General features: G+C 56.3%; 15 protein-coding genes. All 15 read right to left on the bottom strand.

The features are described from left to right. Positions 1-26 precede the first annotated feature (26 nt). From ACKTSJ_RS02225 to ACKTSJ_RS02155, 15 genes are read right to left on the bottom strand one after another with little or no spacing between them, the layout of a single operon-like run. A complete protein-coding gene (locus tag ACKTSJ_RS02225; protein WP_407896959.1) occupies positions 27-974 on the bottom strand; it encodes a UDP-glucose 4-epimerase family protein in 948 nt (315 codons plus the stop codon). Next, positions 974-2,176, bottom strand: a complete 1,203-nt coding sequence (locus tag ACKTSJ_RS02220; protein ID WP_407896957.1) for a glycosyltransferase — start codon at positions 2,174-2,176, stop codon at positions 974-976. The genes ACKTSJ_RS02225 and ACKTSJ_RS02220 overlap by 1 nt, the downstream gene beginning before the upstream one ends. Beyond that, entirely contained in the window at positions 2,163-3,113 is a 951-nt protein-coding gene (locus tag ACKTSJ_RS02215) for an NAD-dependent epimerase/dehydratase family protein (protein WP_407896955.1), read from the bottom strand. The genes ACKTSJ_RS02220 and ACKTSJ_RS02215 overlap by 14 nt, the downstream gene beginning before the upstream one ends. Beyond that, positions 3,106-3,909: a glycosyltransferase gene (locus tag ACKTSJ_RS02210; protein ID WP_407896953.1), complete on the bottom strand. Its 804-nt coding sequence runs from the start codon at positions 3,907-3,909 to the stop codon at positions 3,106-3,108. The genes ACKTSJ_RS02215 and ACKTSJ_RS02210 overlap by 8 nt, the downstream gene beginning before the upstream one ends. Continuing rightward, positions 3,906-5,249: a glycosyltransferase family 61 protein gene (locus tag ACKTSJ_RS02205; protein WP_407896951.1), complete on the bottom strand. Its 1,344-nt coding sequence runs from the start codon at positions 5,247-5,249 to the stop codon at positions 3,906-3,908. The genes ACKTSJ_RS02210 and ACKTSJ_RS02205 overlap by 4 nt, the downstream gene beginning before the upstream one ends. Then, positions 5,234-6,346, bottom strand: coding sequence for a DegT/DnrJ/EryC1/StrS family aminotransferase (locus ACKTSJ_RS02200; RefSeq protein WP_407896949.1), 1,113 nt, complete (start codon positions 6,344-6,346; stop codon positions 5,234-5,236). The genes ACKTSJ_RS02205 and ACKTSJ_RS02200 overlap by 16 nt, the downstream gene beginning before the upstream one ends. Before the next feature lie 2 nt (positions 6,347-6,348). Beyond that, on the bottom strand, positions 6,349-6,744 hold the full coding sequence (locus tag ACKTSJ_RS02195; RefSeq protein ID WP_407896947.1) for a sugar 3,4-ketoisomerase: 396 nt from the start codon (positions 6,742-6,744) through the stop codon (positions 6,349-6,351). Positions 6,745-6,754: 10 nt separating this feature from the next. Next, positions 6,755-7,231 carry an acyltransferase gene (locus tag ACKTSJ_RS02190; RefSeq protein ID WP_407896945.1) on the bottom strand — a complete coding sequence of 159 codons (477 nt, stop codon included), beginning with the start codon at positions 7,229-7,231 and terminating at the stop codon, positions 6,755-6,757. 17 nt (positions 7,232-7,248) lie between these two features. Then, entirely contained in the window at positions 7,249-8,244 is a 996-nt protein-coding gene (locus ACKTSJ_RS02185; RefSeq protein ID WP_407896943.1) for a glycosyltransferase, read from the bottom strand. After that, positions 8,237-9,766, bottom strand: coding sequence for a lipopolysaccharide biosynthesis protein (locus tag ACKTSJ_RS02180; RefSeq protein WP_407896941.1), 1,530 nt, complete (start codon positions 9,764-9,766; stop codon positions 8,237-8,239). Before ACKTSJ_RS02180 ends, ACKTSJ_RS02185 begins: the two co-directional genes overlap by 8 nt. A gap of 24 nt (positions 9,767-9,790) precedes the next feature. Continuing rightward, positions 9,791-10,912 (bottom strand): FkbM family methyltransferase, encoded by a 1,122-nt coding sequence (locus ACKTSJ_RS02175; RefSeq protein ID WP_407896939.1) that lies wholly within the window; start codon positions 10,910-10,912, stop codon positions 9,791-9,793. A gap of 24 nt (positions 10,913-10,936) precedes the next feature. Continuing rightward, positions 10,937-11,938, bottom strand: coding sequence for a sulfotransferase (locus tag ACKTSJ_RS02170; protein ID WP_407896937.1), 1,002 nt, complete (start codon positions 11,936-11,938; stop codon positions 10,937-10,939). Beyond that, positions 11,935-12,912: a hypothetical protein gene (locus ACKTSJ_RS02165; RefSeq protein ID WP_407896935.1), complete on the bottom strand. Its 978-nt coding sequence runs from the start codon at positions 12,910-12,912 to the stop codon at positions 11,935-11,937. Before ACKTSJ_RS02165 ends, ACKTSJ_RS02170 begins: the two co-directional genes overlap by 4 nt. Then, complete coding sequence (locus ACKTSJ_RS02160) at positions 12,905-13,591, bottom strand: WbqC family protein (RefSeq protein ID WP_407896933.1); 687 nt, start codon at positions 13,589-13,591, stop codon at positions 12,905-12,907. Before ACKTSJ_RS02160 ends, ACKTSJ_RS02165 begins: the two co-directional genes overlap by 8 nt. Continuing rightward, positions 13,588-14,763 (bottom strand): DegT/DnrJ/EryC1/StrS family aminotransferase, encoded by a 1,176-nt coding sequence (locus ACKTSJ_RS02155; protein ID WP_407896931.1) that lies wholly within the window; start codon positions 14,761-14,763, stop codon positions 13,588-13,590. The genes ACKTSJ_RS02160 and ACKTSJ_RS02155 overlap by 4 nt, the downstream gene beginning before the upstream one ends.

Raw genomic sequence — 14,763 nt, 5'->3', positions numbered from 1 at the left:
CATGATGCGTGCAGTCAATTCACAGCTTATTTGGCTCGGCTTCCCGCTACCGTTTCCTGCAATCCGCGCGCCAAATCGCAGGGGGGCACCCAGCCCAACTCACGCCGGATCTTTCCGCTATCCACCTGTAACGACCCCAGCAGACGCTCGACCTGATCCGACTTGCCTGTTAGCCGACCCGCCAATTTCAACAACGCCGGAGGGCACAGAAAAACCCGCGCCGGGCGCCCCATCGCCTTGCCCAATCGGCGCAGCAATTCCGGTGTGGAAACATCCTCACCGTCGCTAACCAGATAGGTCTGCCCGGCTGCCGCAGGATGCGTGGCGCACAGGAGCAAGGCATCGACCAGATTCCCCAGATAGACCAGGCTGCGCTGGTTGTGCACCGAAGCCAGCGGCAGCGGGATGCCGCGCTGCACCACCTTCAGCATCTGCGCGAAGTTTCCCTTCACGCCCGGCCCATACACCAGCGGCGGACGCACGATGACGACTTCCAGCCCAGTCTCGGTCGCGATGCGGTGCAGCGCCTGTTCCGCTTCCCATTTCGAGATGCCATAAGGGTCCTGCGGAAGCGGCACATCGTCTTCGCGGAACGCATGGCCTTCTGCGGTTTCCTCTCCATTCACTTTGATGCTGCTGACATACACCAGCCGCTTCACACCGGCTGCGGCTGCCTGGCGTGCCAGGTTCTCCGTGCCTGCCACGTTCACTTCACGGAACGCGGCGAGCGGATCGGCGGCCGATTCCTCCATCACGTGCACACGCGCTGCGAGGTGAATCACGACATCGATACCCTGCAAGACAGTTCGCCAGTCCGTCCTTGCATTGATGCCGCCCACCTCCACCGATTCGGAACAACCATCAATTTGAGCGGCCGCGCGCACTGCACATCTGGAAGCAAGTCCGCGTTCCCGCATCTTTTCGACGAGCGCAGCGCCCACAAAGCCATTGGCACCCGTAACGAGAACGCTCATCACACCTTGCCCCGATCACGCGGCTTCATCTCGTTCTTACCGGCCAGTTCGCAATACAAGGTTCTTAATGCGTCGTACAGGACTTGCGCACTGAACAATTGCTTCACCCTGTCCTTCGCATTCTCGCCCATCTGCCGATATTTCTCCGGGCGTTCCAGTGCATCTTGCATGATGGCCACGAGTGCTTCGATGTCGCCCATGGGAAATAGAACACCGGTATGCCCGTCTTCGATCGCGTCAACCAGGCCGGGAATGCGCGTGCCGATGGCGGGAATTCCCAGCGCTGCGGCATCGATCACGATAGTCCCAAAACCTTCGCGGTAACTTGGTAAACACAGCACGTCACTGATCGCCAGATACAGTTCGTGATTTCCAACTTGGCCGATCTCCACCACCGAGTCAGAAAGGGTCTTGTCTGCATCGAGCAATTTTCTGACCTCGCCTTCCGACTCGTCGGGGCCGACGTACAGTAGGTGTGCATTCGGTACGGAAGCGGCGATTTTGGAGAAAGCATTGAGTACGTCGATGGCGCCTTTGTCACGCGTCTTCCTTGCGATGAAAGCAAACACATAGTCGGACTGATGCAAACCCAACTGACCACGCATGTCAGCAGCTCCGGACGACAAAGCAGCCCTATCGAAACGCCGGAGGTCCACACCCGACAGCGAACCCTTCGACAGCACTGACAGTGCTTTACCCTCCTGCGTGATCCCATGCTCCCGCAGAAAAACGGACTGCGACGGACTGTCGGTCAGGCAGGCGGTGTTCAAGGCATTGATCAGCCAGTCAAGGGTGTAATAGAAGCCGCGCGCCAGACCGCGCTTGGTCGCCCACACTTGGCCGGTGAAGGTATGCATGCGCACCGGCACTCGGCACAGGAACCCGGCGAGCGCGGCCAGCAGCCCGGCCTTGGGCATGATGGAATGGACGATGTCGGGACGGATGGCGCGGAATACCCGGCACAGCGCGAATAACGCACGCAGGTCAGACAGCAGGTTCACTTTGCGGCCGAGATCGAGGTCTATCCAGTGCACGCCGGGATACATGTCGCGGTACTTGGAAACACCTTGCCCCACGACATAGGTCTCGAAGTCTGCAGGCATCCTCTGCAGCGTGTTGGCGAGATGCCAGGGCACGACATAGGAAGCCGTCACGACACGGACGACCCTGGGCTTGTGCGATGATGGTTCAGTGTGCGCCACGCTGCCACTCCCTGACCAGTTCGCCCACCCCTTGCTCCAGCGTGATGCGGTTGCGATATCCGAGTTCGCGGATGATGCGGTCCGTGCGATAGACCGTGCGGTCGGTCAGTGCCGCCACACGCGAGGGTTTGAGCGGAAAGCCCGGCATCCTGCCGAACAGGTTCGCCGCCGCATGCGCCAGCGGCAACGGTAAACGCAGAGACGGCGCCTGCCTGCCGAGATGCGTAGCGATTAGGCCGACGAAGGTCTCCAGCGGGCAATGGTCGGAGACGATATAGGTGCGTCCGTTCTGCGGCAGCGACGCCTGTCCGCAGGCCAGCAGGGCATCCACGACATTTTCGACGTGGATGTAGTTCGCCACGGCACCCGGCGGGCCGATGAAGAAGAACAACCTCTTGTCGATCATGCGTATCAACTGGAACAGCGAACGGTTGCTCATATCCGCGTCATACACATTGGACGGCCGCAGCAGTACGCAAGCCAGCCCGTATTGTTCTGTCGCCTCCAGCAACAGTGCGTCAGCCGCCGCCTTGCTGCGCTCGTAGGCGTTGCCGGGGCGCAGTCCGCTGTCTTCATCCACTTCGCCCCCGCGCTGCAAACCATAGACGCCGGTACTGCTCAGCTGCACCCAGCGCCCGACCTCGCCTTGCGCGGCTTGCAGCAGATTGCGCGTGCCGGCCACGTTGGTCACTTCCATGCGCGACGCGTCCAGCAGTTCTGCCGCGCAGTGGTACAGCACATCCGCGCCGCGCACGAATCCATGCAAGTCATCTGCCGTGCCGCCCAGATCGCCGACGTGGCGGATCGCGCCGGGCAGCGGCGCGCCATCGGCGCTTCGCGTCAGATAGCGCACCTCGTCGCCGAGCGCGACATGCCGCGCGACCAGATGGCGCCCGATGAAACCGGTCGCGCCAGTGATGGCGATCACCCTAGCCACGGCGCCTCCGGTACAGGCGTTTGCGCAGGGGGCGCACCAGGAAATAGTGCAGCCAGTCCTTCAAGTAGCGTCCACGCAAATGCCACAGCGACAGCCAGGCGGTCATCAACACATCGCGCGTAACTTTCCAGCTTGGTCGTGCCGTCACGTTGCCGCCATGCCGTCGGTACTGCGCGTGAATCCCTGGGATATAGCCATAGGTGCCGTCGGTGCCGATCACATCGATCCACAATTTCCAGTCGGACACGACGGGCAGCAGCGGGTGGAAACCGTAAGTCGGAATGCGTACCCGGCGCACCATGACCGAAGCGGCAGTGTAAGGTGTACCGTTCCGGATGAAGCCTGCCGCCCCCTGCCCTGCATGGAACGGCACCAGGTCGCTGGTGCGCAGACCCAGCGATGCGCCGCCCGCGTCGATCCAGTCCACATCATGCCCGCACAACACCCGCTTGCCATCCTGCGCGAACCACTCTACCTGTCGCGTGATCTTGCCCGGCAACAGCACATCGTCCCCGCCCATGAAGGCGATGAATTCGCCGCTGCAAGCACGCAGCCCGATATTGCTGTTGGCGGTGATGCCGACGTTTTGCGGGTTGTAGATGGGCTTGAGACGCTGCGGATGACGCTGCGCCAGTTCGCGGATGATGGCCTGCGTACCATCGCGCGACGCATCGTCGGCCACCACCACCTCGAGGTTTGCGTAATCCTGCGCCAGCGCACTCTCCAGCGCCTCGCGGATGTATTTTTCCTGGTTGTAGCTGATGACCAGGATGGACACGCGCGGGCAGGCGTTCATGCTGCTTCACTCTTTGCCGCATGAGGCGTGATCGGCATCTTGGCCAGCAATACACATAGTTCGTCGAGGTTGATGGTGTAATCCGAATGCAGCTTTCCCGGGTGCATTGCAGGTCCGGTCAGATAGATCAAATCATGCTTCAGCCACTGCCCCAACTGTCCGAAAATGAAAGTGTTGGCGCCCAGTGTGGCACCGGCCAGGACGATCACCTTGCAGCCCTCCGGGGAAAAGACCATGTTGCTCAAGCCAGCGCCCGTCGGGCCGATGATGACGGAGGCACTGGAAAATAGCTCGACTTGCTGCGCGAAGCTCAAGTTTTCCGGCCGTACGATCTCGAAACCGTGCGCAACCATAGCCTCCTGTAACTGTTTTTCGTTGCGCAACCGACGGTATTTCGCACTATCGCGTGCAACAAAAAGTTTTTTGAATCCGACCCGGCCCAGATTTTGCAGATACGTCTTGCGCAATAAGATTACAGCCTCCGGCGCAATCAGCAGGTCGCCCGGCTCAACCTCGTTTCCATAGTTGTCGTGCATATATGAGAACACGCCAGGGAACACCAGTGCTCCGACACGATGAAGATCGCGATGGCCGATGTGCATGATTTCCCGGCCCGCAGCGATCTGCTCCAGTGCCTGCAGATTTTGTTCGGGCAGATGCGCATCGACCAACAGTGGGAATCCTGCATACTCGGCATATTGCATTGTCACGATGGCGCGCGGGAGACACTCGAACAGCCAGTGAAAATAATTGCCCGAGTGATCCTTGCACAGATGAATGCCTCTTGTGATCGGAACACGCTCCGGATGATGATGAGAAATCAGCACTCGCCCGTTCTTGCAAGCCGGCAAATGGCGACCGAAACCCTGCGCTGGGATGATGCCAAAGGCCTTGCATCCGTAGCGGTCAGGATCTCCCAGCGCTATTTCGTCATACAGCAATACACCGTCTTTCGTGCACAACATCTCGCTGCCGCCGATGATCCGCATATCGCGGAATTCGGTAATGCACACAGCGGGCAAGTCAACTTGATGTTCACGCCGTTCTGTCAGTTCCGCATTCGTACCTGCCCGGCGAATCGGGAGCAAGGCCAGTGAACGCGCGGGAACTACAGCTTGCACACGCGCAGACAATTGCTCTGCACCTTCGGCAACACTATTAAATTTCAATAAATGTTGTTGCCGCCGTCTCGTTGATACCGACTGCTCCAGCATAAGCATGAGTCTGCCCAGACTCGGCCATCCCCAACGTACCAGCATGGTTACCACTTGTGCAGCGCATTTCTTGAGCAGTTTTACCAGCATGGAAGCGCCTCGAGAGCCGATCAAGCGCCATTCCATGCCAGTATCCTGTCGATGACGTATTGCTGTTGCTCCGGAGTAAGGTGAACCCCGAGCGGCAGACTCAATACCTCGCGGTGGATCTCCTCGCTAACCGGCAGTGTGCCTTCTGCCGCAATGCCAGCATCACGGTAAGCACCCTGCAAATGTGGCGGAATCGGGTAATGAATCTGTGTCTGGATGCCCGCCTCGCGCAGCCAAGCTTGCAACGAATCACGTTGCCGGGTGCGCACCACATAAAGATGCCAGACCGGAACGGCCCATTCCGGGACGATGGGCAAGAACAATCCCTGTTTGCCCGACAAGGCTTGCGTATAGACTGCCGCCTGCGCGCGGCGCTGCACATTCCACTGTTCGAGATACTGAAGTTTTACGCGCAGGAAGGCCGCCTGCATTTCATCCAGACGCGAGTTGTAGCCGGAGACCTCATGGTGGTATTTCTCCCGCGAGCCATAGTTGCGCAACAGACGTATCTTCTCGGCCAGTTCGGCATCGTTGGTGGTTACCGCCCCGCCATCGCCAAGCGCACCAAGATTCTTGCCCGGATAAAAACTGAACCCGGCAGCATCGCCGACGCCACCGGCGGTGCGCCCGTGCCCCTGCGCACCGTGCGCTTGGGCGGCATCTTCAATCAGGCACAGTCCGCGTCGGTCCGCAATCTCGCGCAAGGCGGGCATGTTGGCCATCTGTCCATAAAGGTGCACTGCCATAATGGCTCTGGTGCGCGAGGTGATCTTCTCTTCCACGCGCGACGGGTTGAGATTATAAGTTCCTGCTTCCGGTTCAACCGGAACGGGGGTTGCGCCCGCCTGCGATACTGCCAGCCAGGTGGCGATGAAGGTGTTCGCTGGCACGATGACCTCGTCGCCTGCGCCTATATCGTAACCGCGCAGGATGAGATGCAGCGCATCTAGACCGTTTGCAACGCCGATACAATGCCGCACTTTGCTGTATGCGGCGAACTCTTGTTCGAACGCTTCCAGCTCCTCTCCGGTGATAAACCAGCCGGCATCCATTACACGCCGGTAGGCTATATCCAGATCTGTACGTATAGTGGCGTGCAATGCCGCCAAGTCTAGAAATTTGACTTCTTTCATGCTCATCCTTTGACGGCAGCCACGGCCATCATGAATTCGCCATAGTCACGGTAATAATCGCCTTCATCGTAACGATTGGACGCCAGCACCATGCATACCGAGCCGGAGGAAAAATTGTCCAGTTCGCGCCAGATCATCGGACAGACATACAAGCCGTTGTAAGAACGGTTGAGGTGATAACGTTTCTTTTCCTTACCATCGTCCAGCACCACGTCGAAGCTCCCTGACATGGCGATGATGAGCTGCTGCAAGCCCTTGTGCGCATGCCCGCCGCGCTCCGCTCCACCCGGCACGTCATAAAGGTAATACACGCGCTGGATGTCGAAAGGGATATGGTTGCCACCTTCGATAAAGGTTAAATTTCCACGAGGATCGTGAATCTTCGGCAAGTCAATCATGCGGCAATGCTCAAGCATCATTCTCTCCATTCAGATAGCGCACGATTCGGGCCGGATTGCCCATCACCAGTGCATGCGGTGGCACGTTGCGGGTCACAACTGCGCCCGCACCGACCATGGCATTCTCGCCGATGGTTATACCCGGCAGAATTGTTGCATTGGCTCCGATCGTGGCGCCATTCATGATCAGGGTCTGCTGAAACTTCTCCGGATAGGCCTTGGAGCGCGGGAAGCGGTCATTAGTGAAAGTCGCGTTTGGACCAATGAATACTCCATTACCAACCCGCAAACCATCCCAAAGCTGCACACCGCATTTGATAGTGACATTGTCACCGATCACCACATCGTTCTCGATGAACACATGCGCGCACACATTGCAGTTGCTACCTATCTTCGCACCCGCCAGTACCACGCAGAACTGCCAGATACGAGTGCCATTACCAACATTTGTTGATTGCACATCAGATCGTTCATGGAAAGCGGACATGCTTTTTATCCTTCAGCTCATTTTATATAGCTTAACAATTTCAAGAAAATTGTTTTTGCCCAGAATTTCAGTGCGAAATGCAAATATCGTAAATAATTTTTTAAGGCACCCTTCTGGTTAAATGAGTACACGCCACTTTGCAATATCAGTCTATATAGTTGATATAACTTACCACTAAAGTATGTCCGATACTTCGGATTGAAATTAGCGTAGAAGCTTTCTGCAAGCTCAATTTCCCACTCCACCTGCTTTGTTCTTTCCAGTGAAGTCCACAAGCCACCCCCGGTCACTCTATATACTGAAACGATTTCCTTTAGTTGAACGAATGGCCCGATATCGGCAAGGATGTACCGCAATGCGGTATCACTAAATCCGATTTTGCCTGCATATTGATCTAACGCCTTCTTGTAAAAATCAGTCCTGATCAGATATGTCGAAGTATGAACGTACGTTCGCTTTATATCTTCAAAGTCCAGATAGTCCTTTTCTGTCCCAAGAATCCGCTCACAGACCGAATTGTTGTTCTCGTATTTACATACAACTGTTTGCGCAACACACATACTGCAATTTGCACACTTATTCAAAAGTGCGACCTGTTTTTCCAGCTTGTCGGTGACAATCCAGTAATCATCACCTTCACATAGCGCAATATAACTTCCCCTGGCGTGAGGAACCATTGCGGGATTAGGTCTAACCCCCCTTGAATATTGGTTTTCCCGTTCAAAAATCGTTCGAATGATGCGCGGATATTTGGCCGCAAATTCCCGCGCTATATCAACTGTTCCATCGGTCGATGCATCATCCCGGATGATGATTTCGAAAGGGAAATGGGTTTCTTGCGCCAGAAAACCCTGTAATGCGTCTTGAAGATACAAAACATGATTGTATGTTGCGCAGCAAATACTGACCAACGGGGCGGCCCCGGCACCCCATCTGGCGATTATTTCATCTTCAACAGGCAAAGGCGGCGGCATTGGAGCTGGATTACCGCTCACAAGATTAAAGTCACGCATTCCTGTCACTCCCAATCAGCCGTGACAACATAGTCCTGACATCACTGGCGAACAAAGCACTTAAAAACAAGACGAAAATACCTGTAACCACTAAAACACCGGCAATTTGCAATCGCCCGACCAATAATCCCGGTACCCAAGTTACGCACCATTGTGTCAATGACAATCCCAGAATTACTCCAACCAGCGGAAAAAGAACGTCCCGGCCCAGCCACTTCCAGTGCAATCCTGGAGCGAATTTATGGTGTACCACTGCCGGCCAGATGAAAAAAGTGATGCATCGGATTGCGAACCACGTCAGCGCCACCTCTGCCGCGCCGTAGTTGAACGCAACGTACGCGAGTACCGGCACTTGCACTGCGGCATTGATCGTGGTGTTGATCACATGCATCCGCACCTTGCCATGCACGTACTGCAGCACATATTGCATGCCGACGACGACCAGGATGCCATTCCCGAGTGCGAACCAAGTGAGTACGGGCGCGCCCCATTGCGCAGCCTCGTGGTTGCCGGTCAGCGCGAAAAGCACTTGTTGTGGAAACAACGCAAGTACACCTGAAACGGTGGCGACCGCCACCACCATGTATTGCGTTGCTTTGCGGTACAACGTCAGCATGTCTGACTCGCGGCCCTGTGATAAAAGCGTGGTCAGTCTTGGCAATATGGCCTGATTGATCGGGGCTGAAAACTGCAACACACCGTTGGCAATCAGCACGACCACAGCGAAATAGCCGTATTCAGCCAGCGTTAGCACATGTGAAAGAATGAGTTTGTCGGACTGGGTCATGAAAACCCAAAGCATCGACGTATAGGAAATTCCCATGGCAAAGGGGAGCAATTCGCGCATGGCAGGCCACGAAAAAACCAATCCAGGATCGGATTTCTTCGAGCCCAGCGGTTGAGAGGCATAAAATTTTCTCGATACCACTGCAAGCTCTAGCATGCTCACGACCAATTGGAATTCGAAATAATGCGCCGGATCATGAGTTACCCATTTTAAGAGCACATAAGCCGCGACAAAGCGCAGTGTCGCAAATAGCATGCCGAAACTATTCAACCATATCTGGCGCTCCATTCCGCCCAAGCTGGCGGCATACAATGTCACACCCCAGCGTGTCCCCACCATCATGCCCATCAAGGCAATGCAATAAGCCACATCCGCCAAGGGGATCGTTCTGACGGTCAGCCATTGGGTAGCCAACCACGGACTCGCCAGCCAAATCGCCACAGCAGTTACTGCGGAAAGCCCCAGGACGATTAGCTCAATGCTCCGCAACATCTCCCGAAACTTCCGCCCCCCCAATTCCCCCAGGCCACGGTAATGCGCCACTTGGCGGGCAAGGGTAGGCGAGACGCCGGCCGTCAATAGTGCAAGCCATGAGTGCAACAAGGTGAAGAATCCCACTAGGCCATAAGCCTCTGCTCCAAGGAATTCAAGGTAGAATGGCAGCATCACAATACCAATCAGCGTGGTATAGGCCTGACCGGCATAGTTGGCGACGACGTTCTTCTTTAACGACATATTGTTCTGCTTCCAATTGCGCAATTAGCGAATGGACTCGGCAAACAACACGGTCTCCTCGGTATGGATGGTGAAATGCCTTAAATGGAAACGGTATCCCGCTCCAAGCCCATCGATCCACTGCGGAATTTCCCAAAAATCAGGCAAACGGTGATACACCGAAATGGCGAGTTTTGGACGGTAACGTCGGATTGTTTCTGCCGCACCCTTCAGCGCTTCCAGTTCTGCCCCTTCAATGTCCATCTTGATGAAATCGACGCGCGCCAATTGTCTGTTCTCGACAAGATCATCAATTTTCAACGTCTCTACCTGTTTTGCGTCGCTTGCCTTCGGACTTGGCGTTATGTGTGCGGCCGGACCAATTCCTTCAACATAAAGGCGCTGCCCTGAGGATGACCACAATGGATTAGAAATAATCTCAATTTGATTTGCCAAACCGGGATTCAGCTCGAGATTGCGCGTGAAGATTCTGATGTTGTCAGGCATGAATTCAAAAGAGAATACCCGTCCTTTCTCGCCGGCCTTGTGGGCAAAATAAAGCGCCGTATCCCCATAACAACCGCCGGCGTCGATCACCGTGTCGCCTGCTTCAACCTCGATCACATGATCCGGTGTAATGCAGCGATACTGCTGCAACAGCAACTGGGTGAACACGCCCGGCGCGCGTGCATATACCTGGATCGGATACCCTTCATCCTTTAGATCGTAGCGGTCAGCCCTCCACCCCAGAAACCCGAGATCGATGAAATCCCCTGTATTGGCTCTGCCTTCCAGGGCTTTGAGCTTGTCCCAATATTCCGGCGTGTTCAGGGGAAGCTTTACTTTGCGATGACCGAGCACGCGATACGCCATCACATCGATCAGAATTTTCCCGGATTCTGCATCACTCAAACGTTCATAAAGCCATTGCAAGCCCTGCTCTTTTACAATTAGCGAAACAAGCGTCTTCCGCTGATACAAGCCAAGAAATGCCAGCAGCGTCTTAATTTTCTCTTTCAGTTCCGCCCTAAAACCCAAATTGGAAGTTGCAGATGGGCTGACAGGCAGAAATGGGCCAAACCGCCTGAAGTCCCAATTGCCCTCCCAGTCATTCGACTTGTAGCGCTTGAGTGCTTCTTGAAAAGCAAATGCAAAATTATTGTTCATGCTCATCCTGTTCAGAAGTGATGGTCAATCGTGTTTGAATAAACTGTTGCTCTTTTCAATGGCGGCACGATTGGGTAGATTGTCCGAACGCGTTATTTTGAATCGCTCTGGTCCTATGTAATTCTCGTTTGACATCATCAACTTTTCCGCCAATTCTTCGAACACACGGCGCGGGGCCGCACAGAAATCCTCATACTGCACCACCAACTTGCGCTGTTCGGCCACACCGGACAGCCCGATTGATACAGCGCGGTTGATGTGATGCACCTGCCCCGCCACCTGGCTGACCGGGTCCAGCGTCATCAGTTCCTCGTACTCGGGGATCTTGAACGAGTACCACGCCTCTTCGCTGCCGAGCTGGCGCTTGCGCGCATCCAGTACCGAGGCGATGTTCGCCACCGGGTCGCGCCTGATCTGGATGAACAACACCTTGTCGAGTACTGAATCAAGGAAAGGGATGTTGTAGTTAAACAGCATGCCCTTGGCTGCGAACGGCTTCTGGAACACCTGCATCATGCCTGCCAGCTCAGCCAGCATGGTGCGCGTATCCATGCTTTGCCTCAACTCTTCGTCCGTCCAGACATCGCGACCCGGTTCGGCCAAAAATCGTCGCCAGAAATACCAAAATTCGTTCGGTGCCAGTACGCCCTTGGTCTTGCCATTTTCGGAACGGTACTCGGCCTGCTGTACGAACTCGCCCAGTTCGTCGCGGAAATTGAAGCGCGGGTCGGTCAGCAGCAGTTGTATCTTGGCCCCGATAATGGGTGCCTGATAGAAGCGCGACAGCAGGTTGGTCGGATAGGCGACGAGGCCTGTGTTGGCGAGCCATTGCATGAACAGGGTAGTGCCGCTACGCATCGGCCCCATCACTAATATCACCGGGTGCTGCAAGCCACCCTGCTGTTCCAGCAGTGTTTCCTCGGAAAGCCACAGGTTCGAATTGATGTCCTTCAACAGGGACTCCAATCCGGTATTTCTGGAGAAAGACGCCGTTCTCCCTGTTTCGGTGCTGTGTTTTTCGCTCATGCCTTATCCAATATGATGGCCGATATGCGTTCCATATCTGCTACGCCGTACCTCTGATCGATGGGCAGGGGAAACATGTTCCTGACCAGCCTGTCTGCCCTGTCGGGCGTCAGTCTGTCGAGTGCATCACCCCAATAGGTCGCCACAAATATCCGGTTGCTGATGAGACGATGCCGGAGTCCGACATCCCTTGCTTGATAGGGATAGCATAAAGGAACATCCCTCTCATCCATTTCCGCCAGCAGGCCGCCATCATCCCCCAACCGGTTATGAAGCAGTTTGAAATTCTCTTTGCGTATCCGGCGCACGGATTCGAAATCGACCGAAGCAAGGATGCGTTCGCTCAAGCGAGACATCGTTCTAGGTTCTAGGTCAGCCAAGCTCTCTTCCGCTCGCTGGTACGCCGCATACCCGGCCTCTGGGGAGTCGCCCAGACGCTTTATCAAGTGCTCCGTTCTGGCAAATGATGCGACATCGACTTCATCTGGGGATGAAATTGGAATCTGGCTGTAGAGCAATCCGCCATCAGGAACTCCAAAGAACTTCCTTGGTGAGTAGATAGTAGCCAAGGCTTGTCCGTGAGGAGGTGAGAAGAACGATTGCGAATAATCCAGCACGATCTGTGCTGGCGAGAATCGATGCAACAATGCATCGACCTTCGCGCCGCACACCCCGAAATAATTCACATACAACAGCCATTCGCCATTCGCCAGTCTCACCCCTGGGCCGACCTCCAGCTCATCGGTCAGGTCATACCAAGCATATTCGATGCCGACGTTTTCCAGCGGGGCGAGCATGGCATTGCAGATATATCTGGGCATCCAGATCCTTGTCGGCCTCCCCGCGCGCAGCAACGCCAGAAAGGCTGCCCTTGCCGACTGGTAATACCGCAATCCGGCATGTGGCAACTCCCGTCTGGCAGGAATCTCCAGTTCAAAATACCCCCCTATCGGCGGCGCCTGGCCTTCAGACAAGGTCATACTCCTCAAGCAATCTTGCGCATTGTTCGCGGTCGTTGAACATCATCACATCAATGATGGAAAGGCTGGGGACGAACCCCGTGCCGAACTGGCGGTAACTCACTGCCCTCGGCTGGATGAAGGAGAGCTGCAGCCCACGTGCGGCGAACGACGGCTGATCGTACAGCGCCTTGCCGCCGGGGACGTTGATGTAGTGCGTGGCTCCCAGTTCTTCGCAGATGGAAAGGACCTTGTCCTGTCCGCGCAGCCCGTTGTCCTTGTCCAGCGCAGAGGAGATGTGCCATTGCGGGCGCAGGCCGAGGTGGTTGCAGATGCGGCGCAATTGGTAATCGAGGAAGCGGGCCAGGTTCTTTTCGGTCTGCGCGAGGATGTCTTCGAGCAGGGGAAAGACGGCATCGAAGTGCGGTGCCTTGCCATAGCTGTGGCGCAGGCTTTGCAGGATCTTGTGCGGGCCACCGGCCTCGACCTGGTTGATGAGCTTGTTCGGGCTGGCCCCTTGTAGCGGCAGGGTGATGAGTTGCCTGTCGCCGTTGGCGAGGATGTAATTGCGATTGATCCACCCGCCCTTGATGTAATTGACATCGTCATACACCACGAACGCATCCACCGCGTGGATGAGCTGGAAGTATCCCAGATAGGGGAACAGGTAAGGCTGCATGATGGCGAGCTTCATGCGCGCCCTTTTACCGAGGTGCGGATCACGGCAGCCACCGTTTCCACCATCTCTTGGCGCATGGTGGTGCCAGTGGGCAGGACGATGACGCGTTCGGCAACGAGGTTGGTATTCGGCAGGACCAAGCCGGCATGGGGATAGAGCTCGCGGTAGGGCTTCATGTTGTGGCAGCCCGGCCAGAAATATTTGCGCGCCAGGATGTTCTCGGCGTGCAGCACCTCGATGAGGCGGTCGCGCGAGACGGGACAGCCCTCGGCCACCTCCATCACCACATACTGGTAGTTGTTGCGCTCGGTCGGATCGAAGCCGCGCAGGCTGATGCCCGGCAATCCGGAAAGGTGGGCGCGGTAGGTCTCGTGGTTGCGTTGGTTGGCCTGGATGACACTATCGATGGATTCGAGGTTGACCAGTCCCATGGCGGCGGCCACCTCGATCATCTTGCCGTTGGTGCCCATGTGGATGACGTTGTCGAGGCCGGCAAAGCCGAAGTTGCGCATCAGGCGCATCTTCTCGGCGAGCTCGTCATCGTTGGTCAGGATCGCGCCACCCTCGAAGGTGTTGAAGAACTTGGTTGCATGGAAACTGAGCACTTCGCAGCGACCGAAGTTGCCGACCATGGTGCCGCGGTGCGAACAGCCGAAGGCGTGGGCTGCGTCGAACATCAGCTGCAGGCCGTGCTCGTCGGCGATCTGTTGCAGCGCTTCCACCGGAGCGGGCCGCCCCCAGAGGTGGACGCCGATGATGCCGGTGGTGCGCAGTGTGATCATGCGGCGCACGACTTGCGGGTCGAGGCAGTGCGTGTCGGGGTCGATGTCGGCGAACACCGGAGTGATGCCTTGCCAGCTCAAGGAGTGTGCGGTCGCGATGAAGGTGTAGGAGGGAACGATGACTTCGCCCTCCATGCCCAGCGCGCGGATGGCAATCTCCAGCGCGACGGTGCCGTTGCACATGGTGATGCAGTGCCTGACGCCGTGGTAATCGGCGACCTTGCGCTCGAATTCCTGCACCAGCGGGCCGTTGTTGGAGAGCCAGCGGCGGTCGAACATCTCGCCGGCATATTTGAGAAAGGCTTCGCGGTCGCCGATGTTGGGGCGGCCGACATGCAGAGGCTGGTCGAATGCGGGTGATGCGCCGTTGATGGCCAGGTCGGCCGCAGTGGAGATGTTCTTCAT

Origin of the sequence: Ferrigenium sp. UT5, assembly GCF_045866295.1 — a bacterium.
Classification (GTDB): domain Bacteria; phylum Pseudomonadota; class Gammaproteobacteria; order Burkholderiales; family Gallionellaceae; genus Sideroxyarcus.
Note: the sequence above shows the minus strand (reverse complement) of the source record. Positions and strands in the feature narration are given on the sequence as shown.

Excerpts from the sequence above, each read along its gene's own strand:
- ACKTSJ_RS02225 (WP_407896959.1), bottom strand. The coding sequence starts at position 974 with ATGAGCGTTCTCGTTACGGGTGCCAATGGCTTTGTGGGCGCTGCGCTC.
- ACKTSJ_RS02210 (WP_407896953.1), bottom strand. The coding sequence starts at position 3,909 with ATGAACGCCTGCCCGCGCGTGTCCATCCTGGTCATCAGCTACAACCAG.
- ACKTSJ_RS02205 (WP_407896951.1), bottom strand. The coding sequence starts at position 5,249 with ATGGAATGGCGCTTGATCGGCTCTCGAGGCGCTTCCATGCTGGTAAAA.
- ACKTSJ_RS02200 (WP_407896949.1), bottom strand. The coding sequence starts at position 6,346 with ATGAAAGAAGTCAAATTTCTAGACTTGGCGGCATTGCACGCCACTATA.
- ACKTSJ_RS02195 (WP_407896947.1), bottom strand. The coding sequence starts at position 6,744 with ATGATTGACTTGCCGAAGATTCACGATCCTCGTGGAAATTTAACCTTT.
- ACKTSJ_RS02190 (WP_407896945.1), bottom strand. The coding sequence starts at position 7,231 with ATGTCCGCTTTCCATGAACGATCTGATGTGCAATCAACAAATGTTGGT.
- ACKTSJ_RS02185 (WP_407896943.1), bottom strand. The coding sequence starts at position 8,244 with ATGCGTGACTTTAATCTTGTGAGCGGTAATCCAGCTCCAATGCCGCCG.
- ACKTSJ_RS02180 (WP_407896941.1), bottom strand. The coding sequence starts at position 9,766 with ATGTCGTTAAAGAAGAACGTCGTCGCCAACTATGCCGGTCAGGCCTAT.
- ACKTSJ_RS02175 (WP_407896939.1), bottom strand. The coding sequence starts at position 10,912 with ATGAACAATAATTTTGCATTTGCTTTTCAAGAAGCACTCAAGCGCTAC.
- ACKTSJ_RS02170 (WP_407896937.1), bottom strand. The coding sequence starts at position 11,938 with ATGAGCGAAAAACACAGCACCGAAACAGGGAGAACGGCGTCTTTCTCC.
- ACKTSJ_RS02160 (WP_407896933.1), bottom strand. The coding sequence starts at position 13,591 with ATGAAGCTCGCCATCATGCAGCCTTACCTGTTCCCCTATCTGGGATAC.
- ACKTSJ_RS02155 (WP_407896931.1), bottom strand. The coding sequence starts at position 14,763 with ATGAAGAACATCTCCACTGCGGCCGACCTGGCCATCAACGGCGCATCA.